We start from the raw sequence: 17,884 nt of genomic DNA on the forward strand, positions 1-17,884 counted from the left end.
TTGTCAAAATCGATACTTGATAAATGTCAACGACATGATTTGAATGCTGATAGTATTGAGGCAGGGATAACCCAGTTGCTCACGGTACAGGTCAGTTTGTTTAAAGCCCTATTCTGCTTTGTTGATGTCGGTCTTATGAAGAAGAATTCAATTAATACTAAGGTTACGTTTAAGGCTTGATCAGGCTATAGCAGATCTTTTAACCAGAAATATGCGGTTTTTCAAAATTTATAGAACGGAGAATTGTATTTATAGTTATCCAATTTCTGATTTAGCCAAGTCGTTCGCGAAATTCCTATTATTTATCTTCAACTGGATTTAAAGCACTTTGGCCCCGCAAGGGGCCGCGAAAATACCCCTCCATTCGCCTGTTATTTGGCGAGTAGGGGGGGTATTTAATGGCTATAGGGTGTTTATCAATTCAATGCTAACGCCCCATTACCATGGCTGGCAAAGTCCTTACAAAGGTCAAAAGCAACCTGCGAACGGTCAAAGCCAGTACCGTACATGATAGATTTAAACATCAATTTCCTTAAATAGAATTGTGCAGTAGCTGTCCTGGAACCAGATAGAAGGTGAGAGGCACAGCACTTGGAATTGAGCGAATTCGTGAAGGCCTAGTATTGACCTTTACCCAAATCAGCAGCCGACCATTTCAACATGAATATTAATCACAACCCGCACTGCGTTTTCCCCTGTTGCCCATCGAAAGATATCTGCTAAGGGTAAGCAAGAGCGAATACTTTCAATGATTAGCCATGCAATGGAAGATTCAGACTTACAATGGGAGGTTGAATTAACTAAAAAGGATCGGAGTGCTGCGGAAATCGCAACGCGCCTGATCGGAAAAACGGATATGTTAGTGGTATAAGGAGGAGACGGAACAGTAACAGAAGTAGGGACTGGTCTTCACGCACGTCTCCACCCATGGCAATTCTCCCAGGTGGGACGGCAAATGTCATGGCAAAGGAACAGCCAAGCCCGCCAATACCATCAGTATAATTTCCCACATATGTATATATAATTATCCCGTGCATAAGTTGACGCACCAAGGCTGAGTAATTGACAATCTGTTGATTCAGTGGTTTGGCGTTGTGTATTATGGTTATGTGTGAAATCCTCGGCAAGCCATCTGGTAGGATATCTACATTTGGTATATATTATCTGAATTGTCTAAAAAAAGAAGATCAATTTCGATATAGCTGCAATTTTTTCCCGATATTTAAAACTACCCATCGGTTTGTATGGCGGGAAAGACTATCATTAATTACTGATGCACTGATGAAACGAACTGCTAACCTGATAACTTTATCAGTTTACTTTGCGGTTGCTGAATAATACATTGTAAATGCAAGAAGATCTAACAACAGGCATAAGGAGGTTCTATTTCCATGAAATTATAGGCAATGGGAATGACAGTGATTTTGATCGGGTTAATGAAATGGCCTCACTAATCTGCGACAGCAGGATTTCAGTAATTTCCTTTTCAGATGGTGCCGAAATTCAGCATAAGGCGATTATAGGGCTCAGTGCTAGTGAAGTACCGGCTATCCTGCCATTATGCGCATACCCCTTAGATAGCCATGAAACCTTTACCGTAGCGGATATTCTTTCCGACAGGCGTTTTAATGAACATCCGGAGGTAGGTGATGGGATAAAGATCAGGTTCTATGCAGGCTATCCCCTTAGAGATACTAACGGGACTGTTCTAGGGTCGTTATCGGTGATGGATACCATGCCAAAGGAAATCACAGCCTCACAGAAGAGACTGCTTTCACTGCTTATTGGAGACATCGAATTCCTCATTCATGGAAGGATTAAAAAAGCGGAAAACAGGAATATCAGCCTGCTCTTTGAACATTCTGATGACTTGATCTGTATCCTGGATAAGGACTTGAAATTTAAACGGATGAACCCAAGTTTTGCTACCAAATTTGGTTGGATGGAGCAGGAATTAATATTGAGAACGCTTTTGGATATTGTACCTGCCGATGGACTTAAGGAAGCCAGGAAGATTTGGAAGACGCTTAAAAACCGTGAGCAGCAGGGAAACCCCACGCATCGGATAGCGATAAAGGGTGGTGGGTACAGGATGATTGAATGGACGGCCACATTTGAGGAAGAGGGCGGTGATGTCTTCGCAATAGGTAGGGATGTAACCGCCGATATAGAAAAGAACCAGGCCCTAAAGGTCAGCGAGCAAAAGTTGAAGGCGTTTTTTGAAAGCTCCCAGGGTCTAATGTGCACACATGATCTTAAGGGAAAGTTAATTTCTTTAAACCCCTCAGGGGCAAGATCGCTGGGTTACCGTAGGACGGAAATTGTTGGTAAAAGTCTTTTCGATCTCATTCCTCGGGAAAGGCATGCAAATCTGAGGCAATATCTGGCCGATATAGTTGAAAAGGGCCACTCAACGGGGCACATGATTATTAAGCGTAAATCAGGCGAGGAGCGGTTATGGCTGTACTCAAATACTTTGCAAAAAGATCTTCAGAGCGAGACTTATGTGGTGGGGAATGCGGTGGATATTACTGACCAGAAAAAACTGGAGATGGACTTGATTCATACGAGGGATCTACTTGAGGAGACCAGTGGTATGTCAAAGATAGGTGGATGGGAACTGAACCTCAGGGACCAAAAGCTCCATTGGTCTAAGATAACACGCGAAATCCACGGTGTTCCCGATGGATTTACCCCGACTATTGACAATGCAGTAGCTTTTTATAGGCCCGGAGCCGATAGGAATATAATTTTAAAAGCTATTAATGATTGTATGCGTACCGGACAGGAATGGGATGAGGAGCTTCAGATTACTGATTTCAAGGGCCGGGAAATCTGGGTAAGGGCAATAGGCAAGGCTCAAATGTCAAATCAGATGCCTATAAGGGTATACGGCACAATTCAGGATATAGACGTGCAAAAACGTGCCCAGATTGAAGTTATAGAATCCAAAAAGCTCCTGGATGAGGTGCTCTCGGCGGCCACAGGGGTAAGCATCATTGCAACTGATCTGGATGGGACAATCACGGTATTTAACAAAGGGTCTGAGCGCCTGCTCGGATATACGGCTGAAGAAATGGTCGGAAAACAAACACCCATCATGTTCCATGACCAAAAGGAAGTTTATGAAATCTGTGCCGATTTCAGCTCCTCAGCTGGCATTGAAGTTGCCGGATTTGGTTTTTATGCACAGTGTGCAGACAGTTCAGAAAGGGAGAGGGCCTTCACCTTTATTACAAAAGCTTCCAAACGGGTGAGGGTATCACTGTCTATCACTTCTATAAAAGGGAGCAGTGGCAGTACGATTGGCTACTTGGGTATATCTGTAGACGTAACCCAAAAAGAGGCGATTCAGCGTGAACTCGCCCTTGAAAAGGCGATACTGATTGCCTTCATCGAAAATGCTCCGGCATCAGTGGCCATGGTTGATACCAATATGCGGTTCTTGATCGCAAGCAGAACATGGATAAAGGCCTATACCCAGATCGAAGGTAGTATCAAGGGAATGTCCTATTATAAACTGTTTCCAAACCTTTCAAAGGAGCGGAAAGCGGTGCATAAACAGGTGCTTGGTGGCCTCACAATTAAAAAAGAAGAGGATGTTTATATCGACCCAAAAAATAAAGAATCACACCATATTGCTTGGGAAATGTCCCCATGGTACACTCCTGATCAATCTATTGGCGGAATGATGATTTTTACGCACGATATTTCTGCAAGCGTCGAGCACCGTCAGGAGCTCACAGCGGCAAGGTTGCGTGCAGATTTTGCCAACTATGCAAAATCTGAGTTCCTGGCGAATATGAGCCATGAGATCAGAACCCCACTTAACGGCGTAATCGGCTTTACCGATCTGGTATTGAAAACGCAGTTGGATGATACCCAACACCAGTACCTTAAAATTGTCCATCAGTCGGCCAACGCACTGCTGGGAATTATCAACGATATCCTTGATTTCTCAAAAATCGAGGCCGGTAAGTTTGAACTTGATATCTATAGGTGCGATCTGTATGAAATTGCATGGCAGGCCAGCGATATCACCAATTACCAGATTCATACTAAGAATCTGGAGATGCTGCTGAATCTTCAACCAGGCCTGCCAAGGTTTATATGGGCAGATGCCCTGCGGCTTAAACAGGTGCTGATCAATCTACTGGGAAACGCGGCAAAATTTACGGCAGAAGGGGAGATCGAGCTTAAAATCGAATCATTGCAGATTAAGGAGGATAATCACCTGCTGAGGTTCTCTGTCAGAGATACCGGGATCGGGATTGCGAAAACCAAGCAGATGAAAATTTTTGAGGCATTTTCACAGGAAGATTCCTCAACAACAAAGAAATATGGCGGTACTGGGTTAGGGTTGGCCATCTCCAATAAGCTGTTAAAAATGATGGATAGCCAACTTCGACTGGAGAGCGAGCCGGGCAAGGGAAGTACCTTTTACTTTGATGTAACCATGCAGTGCGAACAGGGAGGCCAGGTTGAATGGATAGGAATGGAAAGCATCAATAAAGTTCTGATAGTCGATGATAATGACAATAACAGGCGGATATTGGCCGAAATGCTTGCACTTAAAAACATTTCTTCCGATCATGCAAGAAATGGCTTTGAAGCACTTCAACTGCTGGCAGAGGGACAGGCCTATGATGCCGTTTTACTCGACTACCACATGCAATACATGGACGGATTGGAAACTGCAGCTAAGATCAGGGAAAATTTTCCATCCGAGCTCGGGGAAATCCCATTGATCCTACTGCACAGTTCATCGGATGATGGAAAGATTATCAAAGCCTGCAATGATCTCCGTATTGGTAACAAATTGCTAAAACCGATCAAAATGAGCGATCTTTACCTCGCCCTAACCAGGATAAGGACACGCGACACATCCGATCAGATCCGTCAGCATTCCACGTCTGTTCACACTGGGCAAAGCCCGGCATACAGATTCTTAATCATTGAGGATAACGAGGTAAATCGGTTTCTTACCCGTACCCTGCTGGAAAAAATAAACCCGGAATGTCTTATAGTAGAAGCGGAAAACGGAGCTTTGGGAGCCGCCGTTTTTCAGGACAAAGTTTTTGACCTTGTTTTTATGGATATACAAATGCCTGAAATGAACGGATATGAATGTGCCAGAAAAATAAGGTCGCAGGAGGAGGGCACAAGGGTTCCCATTATCGCCCTGACAGCGGCAAACGTGATGGGCGAAAGGGAGAAGAGTATTGAGGCAGGTATGGATGATTTTATTACCAAACCGGTTTTGGAAGAAAATATAGCGGCAATAATTGATAAATGGTTGTTCAGGACGGAAGAACCTTTTGTCGATAAAGCGATAGGCCGCCCCCATTTTGACATCAACAAGCTAACGTTATATTTTGACGACGATAGCGTAAAGCTGCACGAGATTATTGGTATTGCCATTAATCAATTAAATGCTGCCCTGGGAGAGCTTGATAGGGAAATCCGGCCTGCAGATTACGAGATGGTGATTTCGTTGGCACATAAGCTCAATGGAATGTCAAGTACTGCCGGGCTAGAGAAGCTGGTGATGATCAGTGCGAAACTACAGGTCATACCTTGTTCCAATTTTGCTGCTTTCTTGCAGGCTGTGGCGGAATTAAGGGAAACCATTGCTTCCACAATTCCTGTACTGGAGAGGTATGCCGGATAAGATATCCTTCGAGTATATTCCCAAGCATGGAATCAGTAGAACAGCTGATAGGCAGGGTTAAGCCAGTGGATGATATAAATTTAAGCTTCTGTTAGCTGAAGGGTCTTCTCGCATGCCTCGGCGTATTGAGGCTGACACCAAGTAGCTGCATAGGTTCCGATCCGGGATGCGCCTGGAAAGCTCAGGATTGTCGTGTTCAAACGATTGCATTTTGGTTGAGGTTAAGATTCGATGCCCCATGATTTAGTTTAAAGAAATCAGATAAATCGAACTGTTCAACGTACTTGTTATCAAAACACAGAAGTGATTCCTTATATTTCTGTGTTTTTGAAATTGGATGAACTTTTACACCCTTTAGTTGTAGTTCAAAACTTGTAGTTGTAAACTTACAGTTTCTGGGTTCCATTTTCTAACATTATGGACTTTCCCCCCCGCTCGATGGAAAGTGATTTGCAAGCGCTTTATAGCTTTAAATGCTCAATTCGGTACTATTTATCAAGTGTTTGCATAATGCATATTTCTTTGATCACTATTTCTGATTGCATTCGTATTGTTTAATTATCCATTGAAATGTATTAACTTTGAAAGGAGTCATCCAAATAACTTTAAACATGAGGGTATTAATTGCTGAAGACGATGAGTTAATGCTCAGGACAGTCGAATTTCGTTTAAAAAAAGACGGACATGAGGTTATTCTGGCGCGTGACGGACGAGATGCGTTGCAGAAAATAGATCTATACCAGCCTGACCTGATTATTTCCGATGTGATGATGCCTTACCTCTCAGGCCTGGAAATAGTAGCTGCGGTGAGAGAAAATCGCCAAACACCAATAATTATCCTTTCTGGAATGGGACAGGAGGATATCGTACTTGAAGCTTTTCGTTTAGGTGCGGATGACTATTTAACGAAGCCCTTTAGTCCTAACGAACTTTCTGTGCGGATAAAGCGGTTTGCAGTAGTTAATCAGAGATGATTTTTTTTGAAGTACTGCTATCATTTTTCTTCACGCTGGCGATCTGCCTGATCACATTTCTTTCTTTTTATTTATTTCTTAGAAAAACCTGGAGAAGGGAATATGTTAAGTGGGACATGATGATAGATCTGTTACTTCGTAAAGCTATATTCTTTCATGAGGACAATGCCGGGCAACTGGCTTCAATTCCAGTAACCCGACGGTTAAAAGCCAACCTAAGGAACAAGAGGTTCTGTAAGCAATTTGTGAAAAAGATTATTGCAGCAAAGCGCAACATGTCGGGACGGCATGGCGAAAACCTGCGTCATTTATACATTCAGCTTGGTTTGGATAAAAAGGCACTCCGATTACTGGAAAGCCGAAAATGGCATGTGCGGGCTTATGCTATTCAGCAGATTGGAACGATGGGCCTTAAAGAGCAGCTCACCAGGATATACCGTTATACCAATAATAAAAATGACCTGGTTCGTATTGAGGCACAGATAGCCGTACTGAATCTTTTTGGGTTCGAAGGACTTCGTTTCCTTGATATAATCTCGTACCAGATGACGGAGTGGCAGCAGATCAGGCTTTTAAAAGAATTGTCTACAGTACCACAGGCCGAGTTGACGGGGATTGACAAATGGCTAACCTCCGGCAATCCGAGTGTTGTCATTTTTGCCCTTAAATTAGTCCGGAATTATCATCGATATGAGCTTTATGAGAACACTGTAAGTTGCCTCGATCATGGCGATGCCAGTGTGCGGAAACAGGCGATTTCAACATTAACCGAAATCTATACAGAAAGTACATCAGAAGAACTGCTGAGCAGGTTCGATTCCGAAACCTACAAAAATCAGATCGCTATCATGAATGCGATCGCAGTGATTGGGGGTGTGCAAAATGTTTCAACGCTGCTAGGTTACCTGGGAGCCGAGAAGCACGAAATGAAATTTGCGGTTGCGCGCGCGCTTGTCAACGGCAGTGCTATTGGCCTGGAGTGCCTGATTAACGATTCCAGATCGACAACTTACCCCTTAAGAGACATGATTCCTCAACTAAAAAGCGAGATTAAATGGTGAGCTGGCAATCGTTTTTAACAGATTTTTTTACTTATGGGCTATTAACCTATTCACTGCTACTTCTGTCCTGCTACATATTTATTGCGGTGTTTTCGATGGGGGAGATACGCAACTACCTGCGTAAAAATAGTTTTACAGATTATGGCGTGCTGGCAGGTTCCAGGCAGGCGCCAAGTATCAGTATTTTAGCGCCGGCGTATAATGAGGGGGCAAACATTATCGAGAATGTGCGGTCTTTGTTGTCCATTAATTACACCAACCTTGAAGTAATTATCATTAACGATGGAAGCAGAGATGATTCGTTATCAAAGCTGATTGAAGTTTATGATCTTTACAAGGCTGACTTTTTTATTAACGGCCAGATTGAAACCAAGGAAGTTAAAGGCGTTTACAGAAGCAGAAAAGCTGTTTACAGAAAGTTAATCGTTGTTGACAAGCAGAATGGCGGAAAGGCAGACGCCTTAAACGTTGGTATAAACGTTTCAAGCAACGATTATATTGTCTGCATCGATGTTGATTGTATCTTAGAGCAGGATGCTATTCTGAAACTGGCCAAGCCATTTTTGGAAAACACAAAAGAGCGGGTGATTGCTACGGGAGGGGTAATTCGTATTGCCAACAGCTGTATTGTGGAAAATGGGCGTTTACTCAAAGTTAAGCTTCCCAGGCAGTTCCTGCCACGTGTTCAAACGCTGGAATATATTCGGGCTTTTTTGCTGGGTCGGATGGCCTGGAGCCGCTTAAACGGTTTGCTGCTCATATCAGGCGCTTTCGGCGCATTCGATAAAGAGATCGTGATGAAATGCGGAGGATATAATCACAAAACAGTAGGTGAGGATATGGAGTTGGTAGTAAGAATGAGGCGGTACATGGAAGAACAGGGTATTGCCCACAAAGTGAGCTTTATTCCCGATCCGCTGTGCTGGACAGAGGCTCCATCGACCTTTAAAATACTGGGGCGACAGCGAAATCGCTGGACCCGGGGCACAATAGAAACCCTGCAGATGCATAAAGTTATATTTTTTAATCCCAAATACGGCCTTTTGGGTATGATTAGCTATCCATATTGGTTTTTCTTTGAATTTTTGGCTCCTTTAGTAGAGTTTTTTGGATTTATCGCTTTTATTATCCTGGCCAGCTTCGGATTGATCCAATGGTCCTTCTTTCTGAGCTTATTGCTTTTTATATTCAGCTTCGGGTTTTTATATTCAGTTTTTGCAATATTGATGGAGGTGCTCACTTATAACCAATACAAAACGAACAGAAACCTTTTGCTTTTAATTCTTACCGCATTTCTGGAGCCATTGATCTTCCATCCATTTGTGGTATGGTCGGCTATTAAAGGCAATATCGACCTATTAAGGAAGAAGAATTCCTGGGGTGAAATGACCAGGAAGGGATTTACAAAAGAAAAAGTTTAATATGATCAGCCGTTTTAAATCAGCAACCATAGTTTTTCTGCAAACCGCCCTCGTTTGGCTTATTGCTTTAATTGTGATCAGGCTTGTAGAAGTACTGGCTAATGGATTAATCCACCAATTCCCGGTTAAGCTATTAAGTTTTATGTTGTGGTCATGGCTGGCAGATCTGAGCTTTTGGCTTAAATGGCTGATTTTTGAATTTATTCTATTTGTTCCGCTGTTTTTTGTGCATGCCCAACTGGCTAAAGTTAGCTTTAAAGTATTTGTTGCCATTACCATCTTCATTCAACTGGTTCTATGCCAGTATTTCGCTACGGCCCTGGTACCCTTGGGCGCAGATTTATATGGTTACTCTTTTGCCGATATCAAGCAAACCGTTGGTGCATCCGGTACGGTAAGCCTGCCGTTAATTCTAGGTTTTTTAGGTGTGGTTGTGCTCCTGGTAGTTGTACTTAAGCGATTGCCCAACGGTATCAAGGTTCCATTATGGCTGGCCTGGACCTTACCTATACTGTCCGTTTTTTATCTGATGACCAGTGGCGGGGAGCTTTTCAAAAAAAACTTTGAAAATCTTTTTGTGAATAACCTCGCATTAAACAAGGCCGATTACTTTTTTAGCAGCTCTTATATTCACTTTTATCCGGACGATGGGGATGTGGATATTTATGCCGATGCCTACATTGGAGATTATGGCGACGGTAGTATTGCGCCCACTACTTTCAGCTACCTGGGTGGATCGGAATACCCGTTCTACCGGAAAGCGAATGATCGTGATGTGCTGACACCATTTTTCAACAAAGCCAACAGTAAACCAAATCTGGTGGTCATTATCGTTGAGGGCTTGGGCAGGGCGTTTACCAATGAAGGTGCCTATCTGGGAAATTTCACTCCTTTTATCGATTCATTAGCCAATAAAGGCCTTTACTGGAAAAACTTTTTAAGTGCTGGCGGTCGCACGTTTGCAGTGCTCCCATCTTTAATGGGATCTCTGCCTTTCGGTAAAAATGGTTTTCTTGATCAGGGACAGCAAATGCCAGATCATCTTTCTTTGTTCAGTTTACTAAAATTCAATGGCTATAAAACTTCATTCTATTATGGAGGAGACGCAAGCTTCGATAATATGGACCTGTTTCTTCAAAAGAACAGCGTGGATGAAATCAGAGACCTTAAGTCTTTTTCGGCAGGCTACCCCAAACTGCCGGCAGAAAATGGATTTTCATGGGGATATGGAGATCAGGAGCTGTATAAATACTATCTGGCAAACAGGCCTTCAAAAGCCGCTAAACCTGCAGAGCTGAACGTAATTTTAACAGTCACCACGCACAATCCTTTCCTGATTAATGAACAGGAAAAATATAATTCCAGGTTTGAACAGCGGATGACGGACTTGGGATTCGACGAAGCAAAGAAAGATAATTATCGCAAGTACAAAAAACAGTATGGCACTATTTTATATGCCGACGATGCTTTGAGGAGCTTTTTAAACAATTATAAGAAAAGGGAAGACTACAGCAATACTATTTTTGTAATTACAGGAGATCACCGGATGCCAGAGATCCCGATGAGTAACAAGATTGATCGCTATCATGTGCCCTTAATTATTTATTCTCCACTGTTAAAGCGTAGCGCGCAGTTCGCATCCATATCTACACATTTCGATGTAACGCCAAGTTTGCTCGCTTATCTTCAGTCAGGCTATGGCATAGACCTGCCCAGCGCTGTAAGCTGGCTCGGATCAGGACTTGATACTGCCCGTTCATTCAGGAATGTGCATAGTTACCCACTGATACAGACCAAAACCGAGATGGTCGATTTTATCCAGGGTTCCTATCACCTCAACGGCACATCGCTTTATCAAATAGGCGACAATATGCAGGAGGAGTTAGTAACTGATGAGGTGGGTTACGAACGCATAAAAAATGCCTTCGAAAGTTTTAAACGGAAAAATACAGGTTTGGGTTCAAAGGCCAGGGTGCTGCCTCCATCGGTAATTTTAAAATATCGGCCGAAGAAATAGCTATTTGTTGATATACTCGCGTTCCTGATCAAGGATGGTGGTCATCATCGGGCGATAGAAATTCCAAAAGAAGCTGGATCGTTCCATCGGATTACTGGTGTCGTAGAATAACCATTTGAAAGCACCAATTCCTTTGAAATAAGAGGAGGATAGGCTGACCGGGTTATCGCAGAAATCTCCGGAGAAGTAATAGAAGCGATAATCGGTTTCTTTATGCATCAACACGGCAGGAAAAACAGCACTTAGGCCATTTGCTTTCAAAAGCGCCTGCCCCTTTTGGTTAACATCCATCCGGAAGCTGGCAACCTGGGTATTAATCGCTTTGTTCGGCTGAATGACATCAAACCAGAATGCATATTTAATCTCATCGGGCAAACCCAGTACTTTTTGCCCGTATTCACCACTGATAATATGTGGCATCGGGTTTTTTAGGTCGCGGCCATCCTCCAGGATGATGACCCTGTCCTGATCGCTAACCAAAGCAATGCCAGACTTTTTAAAAGGCCAGTTGTTGTTATTTGCCCGTTTATAGTTATTAATGAGCCATCGCGGCAGTTCCTTATTTCTTGCCGTATCAAGGCTTTCAAAAAAGCGGCCTGTCCAGCCGGTCCAGTGCATGGCGAACAGATCCTCAAACTGCTTTCTGGTTTCTTGGCTTGTAGGGCTTCCTATGCTATTAAATTCTGTGATAATGAGCTTCTTTTTCTGCTTCATCTGCTTTAATAGCTCAATATCCTGGCTGCTCATCCCGCCATAAACCATTCCGGACCGTTCGTTATTATTTTTTTGGGTATACCATTCGTTTCGGTAAATGCCGTAGGTATCCGTAAAATAAACCAGGTTAACATCCTCACTTAATTGCTGTAGCTGATCATGGTTAAACCGCTCCAGTCCCTTCAGGCGGAATTTTTCTCCCTCCAAAGGGAAGAAACCAAAATAATCGTGGTCAATTTTATAAAATTTGCTTGCTGTTTTCGTTAGTTTCTCATGATTTAGAATCCATAGGAAGGAGATATGTTCCTGTCCTGCAGGTGTAAGAACTGTTTTATCGATTATGGCAGCAACCATTTTGGTTCTGGGGCTTAAATACCAGCAGAGCCACATCGTTAATGGAATGCCGGCGGCAACAGCCAGAACAATCCATAGTTTCTTTACCTTGCTTGTCATTAGAAACGTCTTATGTAGCCAATCCCGAGATCAAGTTGATTCCCTTTGGTGTCAGGCCTGTATTCCTGGTTCTCCAGCCCGAGGTTAACGATGAGGATATTAAGCGATTTAAACGCTTTTCGGTAACCGAGCGTGATGTTGTTTGATCGAAGCTTGTAAGCCGTGTTTCCAATTAAAACATTGTTTTGTGGGTCATCTGGTGATAAACCAGTGCCCAGGCGAAGGCTAAAATAATCATCGGCACCACCGAAATAGTACCGGGTGGTCAAGGCGAACGATTGAGAGACCTGGTCGTTGGAAGGGGTTAAAAAAGTCCTGAAATTAAACCAGAAGCTTTTGTAGTATTTTCCTACTGACGCGGTATAGCTCCAGGTTGATTCGCCAAAGGTTAAATAGCGGAATCCGGCTTCTACTTCAAAGCTTGCCGGTAGGTTTGCATACAATGAAAAGCCTGCACGGTAATGAGGAAACACGCCAACCTCGCTAGAGTATCCGCCACTGATGTAGGCCTGGAAGGTGTCTGATATGCGCGGATACGCGTCAACCTCGAACTGAAGGCCGTTGCGGTTAAAACGGTTCGCATAGTTTACTCTTCCGGTAACAGAGCCCAATTTGGTTTGCCTGCTATAGTCTATACTCACAATGTGCCAGGGATCATCGAATTGTTTATCGAAGTATACAAAGTCGTAATTGAGGCCTATTTTGTTTTTGGAAGAATTTTCCCTAACCCGTGCGGCAAGTGTGCGTGCCTCGGTAAGGTTGGGCGATCGTTTTAGTACCTCTTCAATAGTTGCATTCGCCTCGGTCCATTTTTTTAAGCTGTTGAGTATTTTAGCTTTCAACAGCAGGAGCTCATCGTCTGTAGGATGGAAGGTAAGACCTTTATTCACGTTGAGCAGGGCCTTTTCATTATTGTCTTCCCAAAATTCGAGGGTAGAATTAGCAAGGTGTGCATCTTTGTTATCGGGCTGTTTTGCCAAAACCAGGGCGAAAGCTTGCCTGGCACTATCCGGTTGCTTGCTCCAGGTGTAAACCCTGCCTAAAAAAATCCTGATATCTGCATAATCCGGACTTTCAGCCAAGGCCTTTTTGCTGAGTGCAATGGCCTTAGGATAGTCTTTTGATTCGAAGGCTGCAGTTCTTGCCTGGGTAAACAGCTCGTCTGCACTGCCTTGCTGCGCTTTCGAGAATTTGGATAATACCAGGGCCAATAATAACAATGAATAAAATTTGGGCTTCATGATAGCATAAACTAGATTTTTAGCAGACAGAAAATTACGCATGGCGTTGAGGAAGTTCAATGCGGAATACTGTTCCCTGTCCTTTTTCAGAGGTGATGAACATTTCACCCTTTAGTTTATCGATGAGGTGTTTTACCAGCGATAAGCCAAATCCGTAACCTTTCTCACCTCCGGTGCCTTGTTTTGTGCCAATGCCTCCTGTTAAGATTTGCACAATTTCGTCTTCCGTGATCCCGACTCCGCTGTCGGCAACCACGATACTTAAAATATTTGTTTCCGGCTTCACCGCCACATCCAGGTCTACGGTTATTGTCCCACCGCTGGGGGTGAATTTTACTGCATTAGAAATTAGGTTCCCATTAATCTGCAGCAGCTTGTTTTTTGAAAAAACGATATTTTTTTTGTCTGGGTTAATATTGATATTCAGATTGATCTTTTTGCAGGTTGCCTGCGGTTCGTAAAGCTCCTGAAGCTTGGTGCGGAAACTGCTGAGGTCAAATTCATTGACACCTGGAGCTCTCACTTCATCATTATCGGAAAGTATTTCGTCGGCAAGATCTAAAATTGATTTACTTCCACTATGAATTAATTTGATAAACTCAATTACCTGATCTAAATTGGCACTTTTTCCTTGCTCAGTAATTATTTCAGATAAACCTATTATCCCTGCAATGGGTCCGCGGATATCGTGAGCAACTTTTTTGGTTGATTCTTTAAGATCTTTTAAATTATTTTGCAGCAACTCCATGGTCTGATAGGTTTTTATCCTGTTCATGATCTCTGCAGCAATGATCTTCAGTAGCTCGATCTTCTCCGGGCTCAGTGTTTTCAATCCGGTATCCAGCACACAAAGGGCACCGATGTTTAATCCGTCGTTATCCTTAAGTGGTACACCAAAATAATAGCGAAGGGACAGCGGAGCACCGACATAGAAATTTTTATTGAAGCGGTCATCTGCCGAAAGATCCGGTACCTCGAACTGATCATTTTGTGTAATCGTGTATTGACATACAGACTCTTCCCTGGTCATCTGATGTAAATCAAGGCCACGTCTGCCTACCGTCCACTGGGTATAGGCGTCGATGAGGTTAACCAATGAGATTTCTGTGCCAGCTACTTTCGCGGCCAGATGGGTAAGGTCTTTAAAACTTTCAGACAGGCTTCCGTAATCAATATCGAGATCGGACAACCTTAAAAGCCTTTCGGATTCATTATATGGTACAGGATAATTTATTTCAGACATGGGCTATGTTTCTAATGTGGAAATGACCATTTGCATTATACTAGGCGTACTATTGTTATATCAAAGACATGCCGAAGTTACGGTTTTGATGGCAAAAATTCAGGAACACAACCTATATGTTTCTTAATTATATTCTTATAAATAGGAATGGCAGAATATTGAACAGGGATATCTTATGGGACCTAAGGTCCGTACTTCCGAAAAGAAATTGCTATCGCATCTGGAATCATTTCAACCAAAAACCATTTTGGTTTCACTTTCACTAGCACGGTAAAAACCGACCATTTGGCGCATCACTTATGGTTTTGCGTTTGATCGGAGTTTATTCTAAAGAAGGATGGTACCCGTATTTCTCCCTTAATTTCCGTTATTAGTTAAGATCCGGTAATATATGGGACAACTGATCTTATCTCGATAATGAGTTTTAGATACATTTCTATGATGCGGAACAACCATAAATTCTTAATTTTTAAGCTATTAAATACAAAACCTGCAAGTATCATAGTAGTTGCAGGTTTTAGCTGTTACCAAAACAAAGGCTTGGATTCAGTTTTCCAAAAAATTATCCTGAATTCCTCTGAATGGTTGCCGTTTCTTATGGTATGGCTGTCCTGGCCCTCGCCCAGGTGGAGCTTATGGAGCATTCCGGAGTGGGAGCCCACCCAAAGGGTCTGCTCGTCGTTGGAAATAGCCATGCCGCTGATGCTAGAGCCTAAATGGTGCCTCCATAAGGTTTTTCCATCGTTGTCAATTGCCCTGATGTAGCCATACGCATCGCCAAGGATATAATATGTGGAGGCCGCTACTCCCGAATAAATGCGTATTCATGGCAATATCATTAATCTTAAGGATTTAAACGGGAAAAAGGTTTTCCTGACGTTTTATCGCAATGTCGGCTGCCCGGTATGTAACCTCCGCTTTCATCAACTGCTACAACTTGAAGAACAGTTCCGTGCTCATGATATCGTTGTACTTGCTGTGTATGAAAGTAATACCAGTAATCTAAAACGATATGTGGATGGGGAAAATTACTACACGGTAATGATCGGTAATCCTGATTTTGATCTTTATGAAAAATACGGAATAGAACGTAGTACGATCAAATTGTTATCATCTATCTATAAAGGTGTGATTGGAAAAGCTGAACGGGGGAAAAAACTATTTAAACATAAATTTGACCAGGATGGCCATGCCAATTTAATGGGGGGGAATTTCTAATCAACCAAAAAGGCGTGATCGAGACTGCATATTACAATCAGTTCATTGGTGATCATCTACCTATAAAGGATATTAGGGAATTTGTAACGGGTAGCTCAACTTAATGATTTTCCCAGATTCGAGCTTACCGGAGCTGACGTAAACACGTCAGCTTTCTTGGATCAAGTATTCCACCCTGTAAACAACCTTCCTCTTCGATCTTCCCCCACTTTTCTAACATATTATGTACTTACGGGAATCTCAGCAATGATGCGGAGTTGCTGTGTGTCAGGATCATATTGCGCTATATGGATTTATTAAACGAAGAAGACATCAATAGAATCGTCAATGATGATGATTAACGCGGAATCAGTGGATAGTTTTGCTGAAATACCCAACTATGGTGTCTAAAATAGTATATCTTTGTTTTTTTTAAGAAAAATTTTGTGGTTTAACAGTGGAAAAACTAATCCAATTCCTTAACATCTATCGATCTATTTCAGATGCAGAGGCTGAAGTGATAAGCCGCCACTTTGTACAAAAACATTTCAAAGAATCTGAGTATTTGTTTGTCTCCGGGAACGTTTGTAATAGTTTTTACTTTGTAATTGATGGAATTTTAAGGATTGTAGCCATTAATGATAAAGGCATCGATATCACCTACTATTTTATAAAAAAGGGACAATTTTGCACAATACTGGATAGCTTTAATAATGGCAGTATTTCCCAAGACGGGATACAAGCTTCATCATCGGTGAATGTCCTGGAAATTACAAAGAAAGATCTTCGAAAGCTCTGTGAAATCCTGCCGTTTGTGGGCGAGTTGATTAGCCAGATCAACCAGCAGAGGTTGCTAGAAAAAATACGATTAAAAAACATCTATTCAGGCGAAAATTCGACTAATAGGTATAAACTGTTCCTTGCCGAACAGCCTGGTATCATTCATCGCGTACCCTTAAACCATGTTGCTTCTTATCTGAATGTTACTCCCCAATCCCTTAGCAGAATTAGAAGAACTATAAGATAGTGACCGCATAGATTAATATTTTGATTAATTTTTGAAGGTTTTCACTTTTTACCATTTGGTAATGGGCATTTGTTGATGTATGCAGAACTTTGCAGACATAATCAAATCAATCATGTCAAACACGAAAAAATCTTTAAAAGGGAAACGAGTAATTTTGATGGGCGCAAGTTCAGGAATCGGATTTGCTACTGCAAAGGCGGCAGCTGAAGAAGGTGCAAATATAGTTATCGTTTCAAGTAATCAGCTAAGAATTGATAAAGCTCTTACTGAACTGCCAGCAGGCAGCGAGGGTTATGCCGTTGATTTAAGTAAAGAAGAGAACATTAAAAACTTTTTTAACGAAGTTGGTAAATTCGATCACCTTGTATTCTCGGCCGGGGAAAACCTTACATTGAGTAATATTGGCGAAACGAATATTGAACAGGCTCGCGATTTCTTTACATTGCGCTTCTGGGCTCCATTCGCTGCTATCAAGTACGGCTCAGCATCAATCAATGAAGGCGGATCAATCTCTCTAACCAGCGGTACAGCAAGTGCACGTCCAAGTGCCGGGTGGTCAGTGGCTTCAGCAATATGCGGTGCTATGGAAGGCTTTGTTCGGGCGATAGCAGTTGAACTTGCACCTATTCGGGTTAACTGTGTTGTTCCAGGTGTAATAAATACTCCGCTTTGGGACAGTATGCCAGAAAGTGATCGCGAGGAACTTTACCAATATGTGAGCAACTCTGTATTGTTAAAAAGAATTGGTGAACCTGATGATGTTGCGGAAGGCTTTATATATCTAATGAAGCAAAAACACGGTACAGGTCAAAGCTTATTGATTGACGGCGGAACGCTTTTAGTTTAGGCAAATTTTATCCTACCG

Annotated in this window: 11 protein-coding genes; 8 read left to right on the plus strand and 3 right to left on the minus strand. The window is 42.5% G+C overall.

The genetic code is table 11. The features are described 5' to 3' along the window. Positions 1 to 1,348 precede the first annotated feature (1,348 nt). The 5 genes from EYS08_RS03715 (at position 1,349) to EYS08_RS03735 (ending at position 11,144) form a co-directional block, all read left to right on the plus strand. Positions 1,349 to 5,671: a PAS domain S-box protein gene (locus tag EYS08_RS03715; RefSeq protein WP_131028501.1), complete on the plus strand. Its 4,323-nt coding sequence runs from the start codon at positions 1,349 to 1,351 to the stop codon at positions 5,669 to 5,671. Positions 5,672 to 6,282: 611 nt separating this feature from the next. Next, positions 6,283 to 6,645: a response regulator transcription factor gene (locus tag EYS08_RS03720; RefSeq protein WP_131028502.1), complete on the plus strand. Its 363-nt coding sequence runs from the start codon at positions 6,283 to 6,285 to the stop codon at positions 6,643 to 6,645. Then, entirely contained in the window at positions 6,642 to 7,706 is a 1,065-nt protein-coding gene (locus tag EYS08_RS03725) for a HEAT repeat domain-containing protein (protein WP_131028503.1), read from the plus strand. Before EYS08_RS03720 ends, EYS08_RS03725 begins: the two co-directional genes overlap by 4 nt. Before the next feature lie 95 nt (positions 7,707 to 7,801). Beyond that, positions 7,802 to 9,127 (plus strand): glycosyltransferase family 2 protein, encoded by a 1,326-nt coding sequence (locus EYS08_RS03730; protein WP_244215845.1) that lies wholly within the window; start codon positions 7,802 to 7,804, stop codon positions 9,125 to 9,127. 1 nt (position 9,128) lies between these two features. Continuing rightward, positions 9,129 to 11,144: an LTA synthase family protein gene (locus EYS08_RS03735; RefSeq protein WP_131028505.1), complete on the plus strand. Its 2,016-nt coding sequence runs from the start codon at positions 9,129 to 9,131 to the stop codon at positions 11,142 to 11,144. On the opposite strand, the gene EYS08_RS03740 is transcribed toward EYS08_RS03735, so the two are convergent. The 3 genes from EYS08_RS03740 to EYS08_RS03750 are packed head-to-tail and all read right to left on the minus strand — an operon-like array spanning position 11,145 to position 14,795. Further along, entirely contained in the window at positions 11,145 to 12,311 is a 1,167-nt protein-coding gene (locus tag EYS08_RS03740; protein ID WP_131028506.1) for a hypothetical protein, read from the minus strand. It abuts the gene before it with no gap. Continuing rightward, complete coding sequence (locus EYS08_RS03745; protein ID WP_131028507.1) at positions 12,311 to 13,552, minus strand: YaiO family outer membrane beta-barrel protein; 1,242 nt, start codon at positions 13,550 to 13,552, stop codon at positions 12,311 to 12,313. Before EYS08_RS03745 ends, EYS08_RS03740 begins: the two co-directional genes overlap by 1 nt. 34 nt (positions 13,553 to 13,586) lie before the next feature. After that, entirely contained in the window at positions 13,587 to 14,795 is a 1,209-nt protein-coding gene (locus EYS08_RS03750) for a GAF domain-containing sensor histidine kinase (protein WP_131028508.1), read from the minus strand. A gap of 816 nt (positions 14,796 to 15,611) precedes the next feature. On the opposite strand from EYS08_RS03750, the gene EYS08_RS03760 reads away from it, so the two are divergent. The 3 genes from EYS08_RS03760 to EYS08_RS03770 all read left to right on the plus strand — a co-directional run bounded on the left by EYS08_RS03760 (position 15,612) and on the right by EYS08_RS03770 (position 17,866). Beyond that, positions 15,612 to 16,013 (plus strand): redoxin domain-containing protein, encoded by a 402-nt coding sequence (locus EYS08_RS03760; protein WP_131028509.1) that lies wholly within the window; start codon positions 15,612 to 15,614, stop codon positions 16,011 to 16,013. Between the two features lie 436 nt (positions 16,014 to 16,449). Then, positions 16,450 to 17,019, plus strand: a complete 570-nt coding sequence (locus EYS08_RS03765) for a Crp/Fnr family transcriptional regulator (RefSeq protein WP_131028510.1) — start codon at positions 16,450 to 16,452, stop codon at positions 17,017 to 17,019. Between the two features lie 112 nt (positions 17,020 to 17,131). After that, entirely contained in the window at positions 17,132 to 17,866 is a 735-nt protein-coding gene (locus EYS08_RS03770; RefSeq protein WP_131028511.1) for an SDR family oxidoreductase, read from the plus strand. The last annotated feature ends 18 nt before the right edge of the window (positions 17,867 to 17,884 follow it).

This window comes from Pedobacter kyonggii (genome assembly GCF_004310665.1).
Lineage (GTDB): Bacteria > Bacteroidota > Bacteroidia > Sphingobacteriales > Sphingobacteriaceae > Pedobacter > Pedobacter kyonggii.

Coding starts and splice junctions, on each gene's coding strand:
- EYS08_RS03715 (WP_131028501.1), top strand. CDS start 1,349: ATGCAAGAAGATCTAACAACAGGCATAAGGAGGTTCTATTTCCATGAA.
- EYS08_RS03720 (WP_131028502.1), top strand. CDS start 6,283: ATGAGGGTATTAATTGCTGAAGACGATGAGTTAATGCTCAGGACAGTC.
- EYS08_RS03725 (WP_131028503.1), top strand. CDS start 6,642: ATGATTTTTTTTGAAGTACTGCTATCATTTTTCTTCACGCTGGCGATC.
- EYS08_RS03730 (WP_244215845.1), top strand. CDS start 7,802: ATGGGGGAGATACGCAACTACCTGCGTAAAAATAGTTTTACAGATTAT.
- EYS08_RS03735 (WP_131028505.1), top strand. CDS start 9,129: ATGATCAGCCGTTTTAAATCAGCAACCATAGTTTTTCTGCAAACCGCC.
- EYS08_RS03740 (WP_131028506.1), bottom strand. CDS start 12,311: ATGACAAGCAAGGTAAAGAAACTATGGATTGTTCTGGCTGTTGCCGCC.
- EYS08_RS03745 (WP_131028507.1), bottom strand. CDS start 13,552: ATGAAGCCCAAATTTTATTCATTGTTATTATTGGCCCTGGTATTATCC.
- EYS08_RS03750 (WP_131028508.1), bottom strand. CDS start 14,795: ATGTCTGAAATAAATTATCCTGTACCATATAATGAATCCGAAAGGCTT.
- EYS08_RS03760 (WP_131028509.1), top strand. CDS start 15,612: ATGCGTATTCATGGCAATATCATTAATCTTAAGGATTTAAACGGGAAA.
- EYS08_RS03770 (WP_131028511.1), top strand. CDS start 17,132: ATGTCAAACACGAAAAAATCTTTAAAAGGGAAACGAGTAATTTTGATG.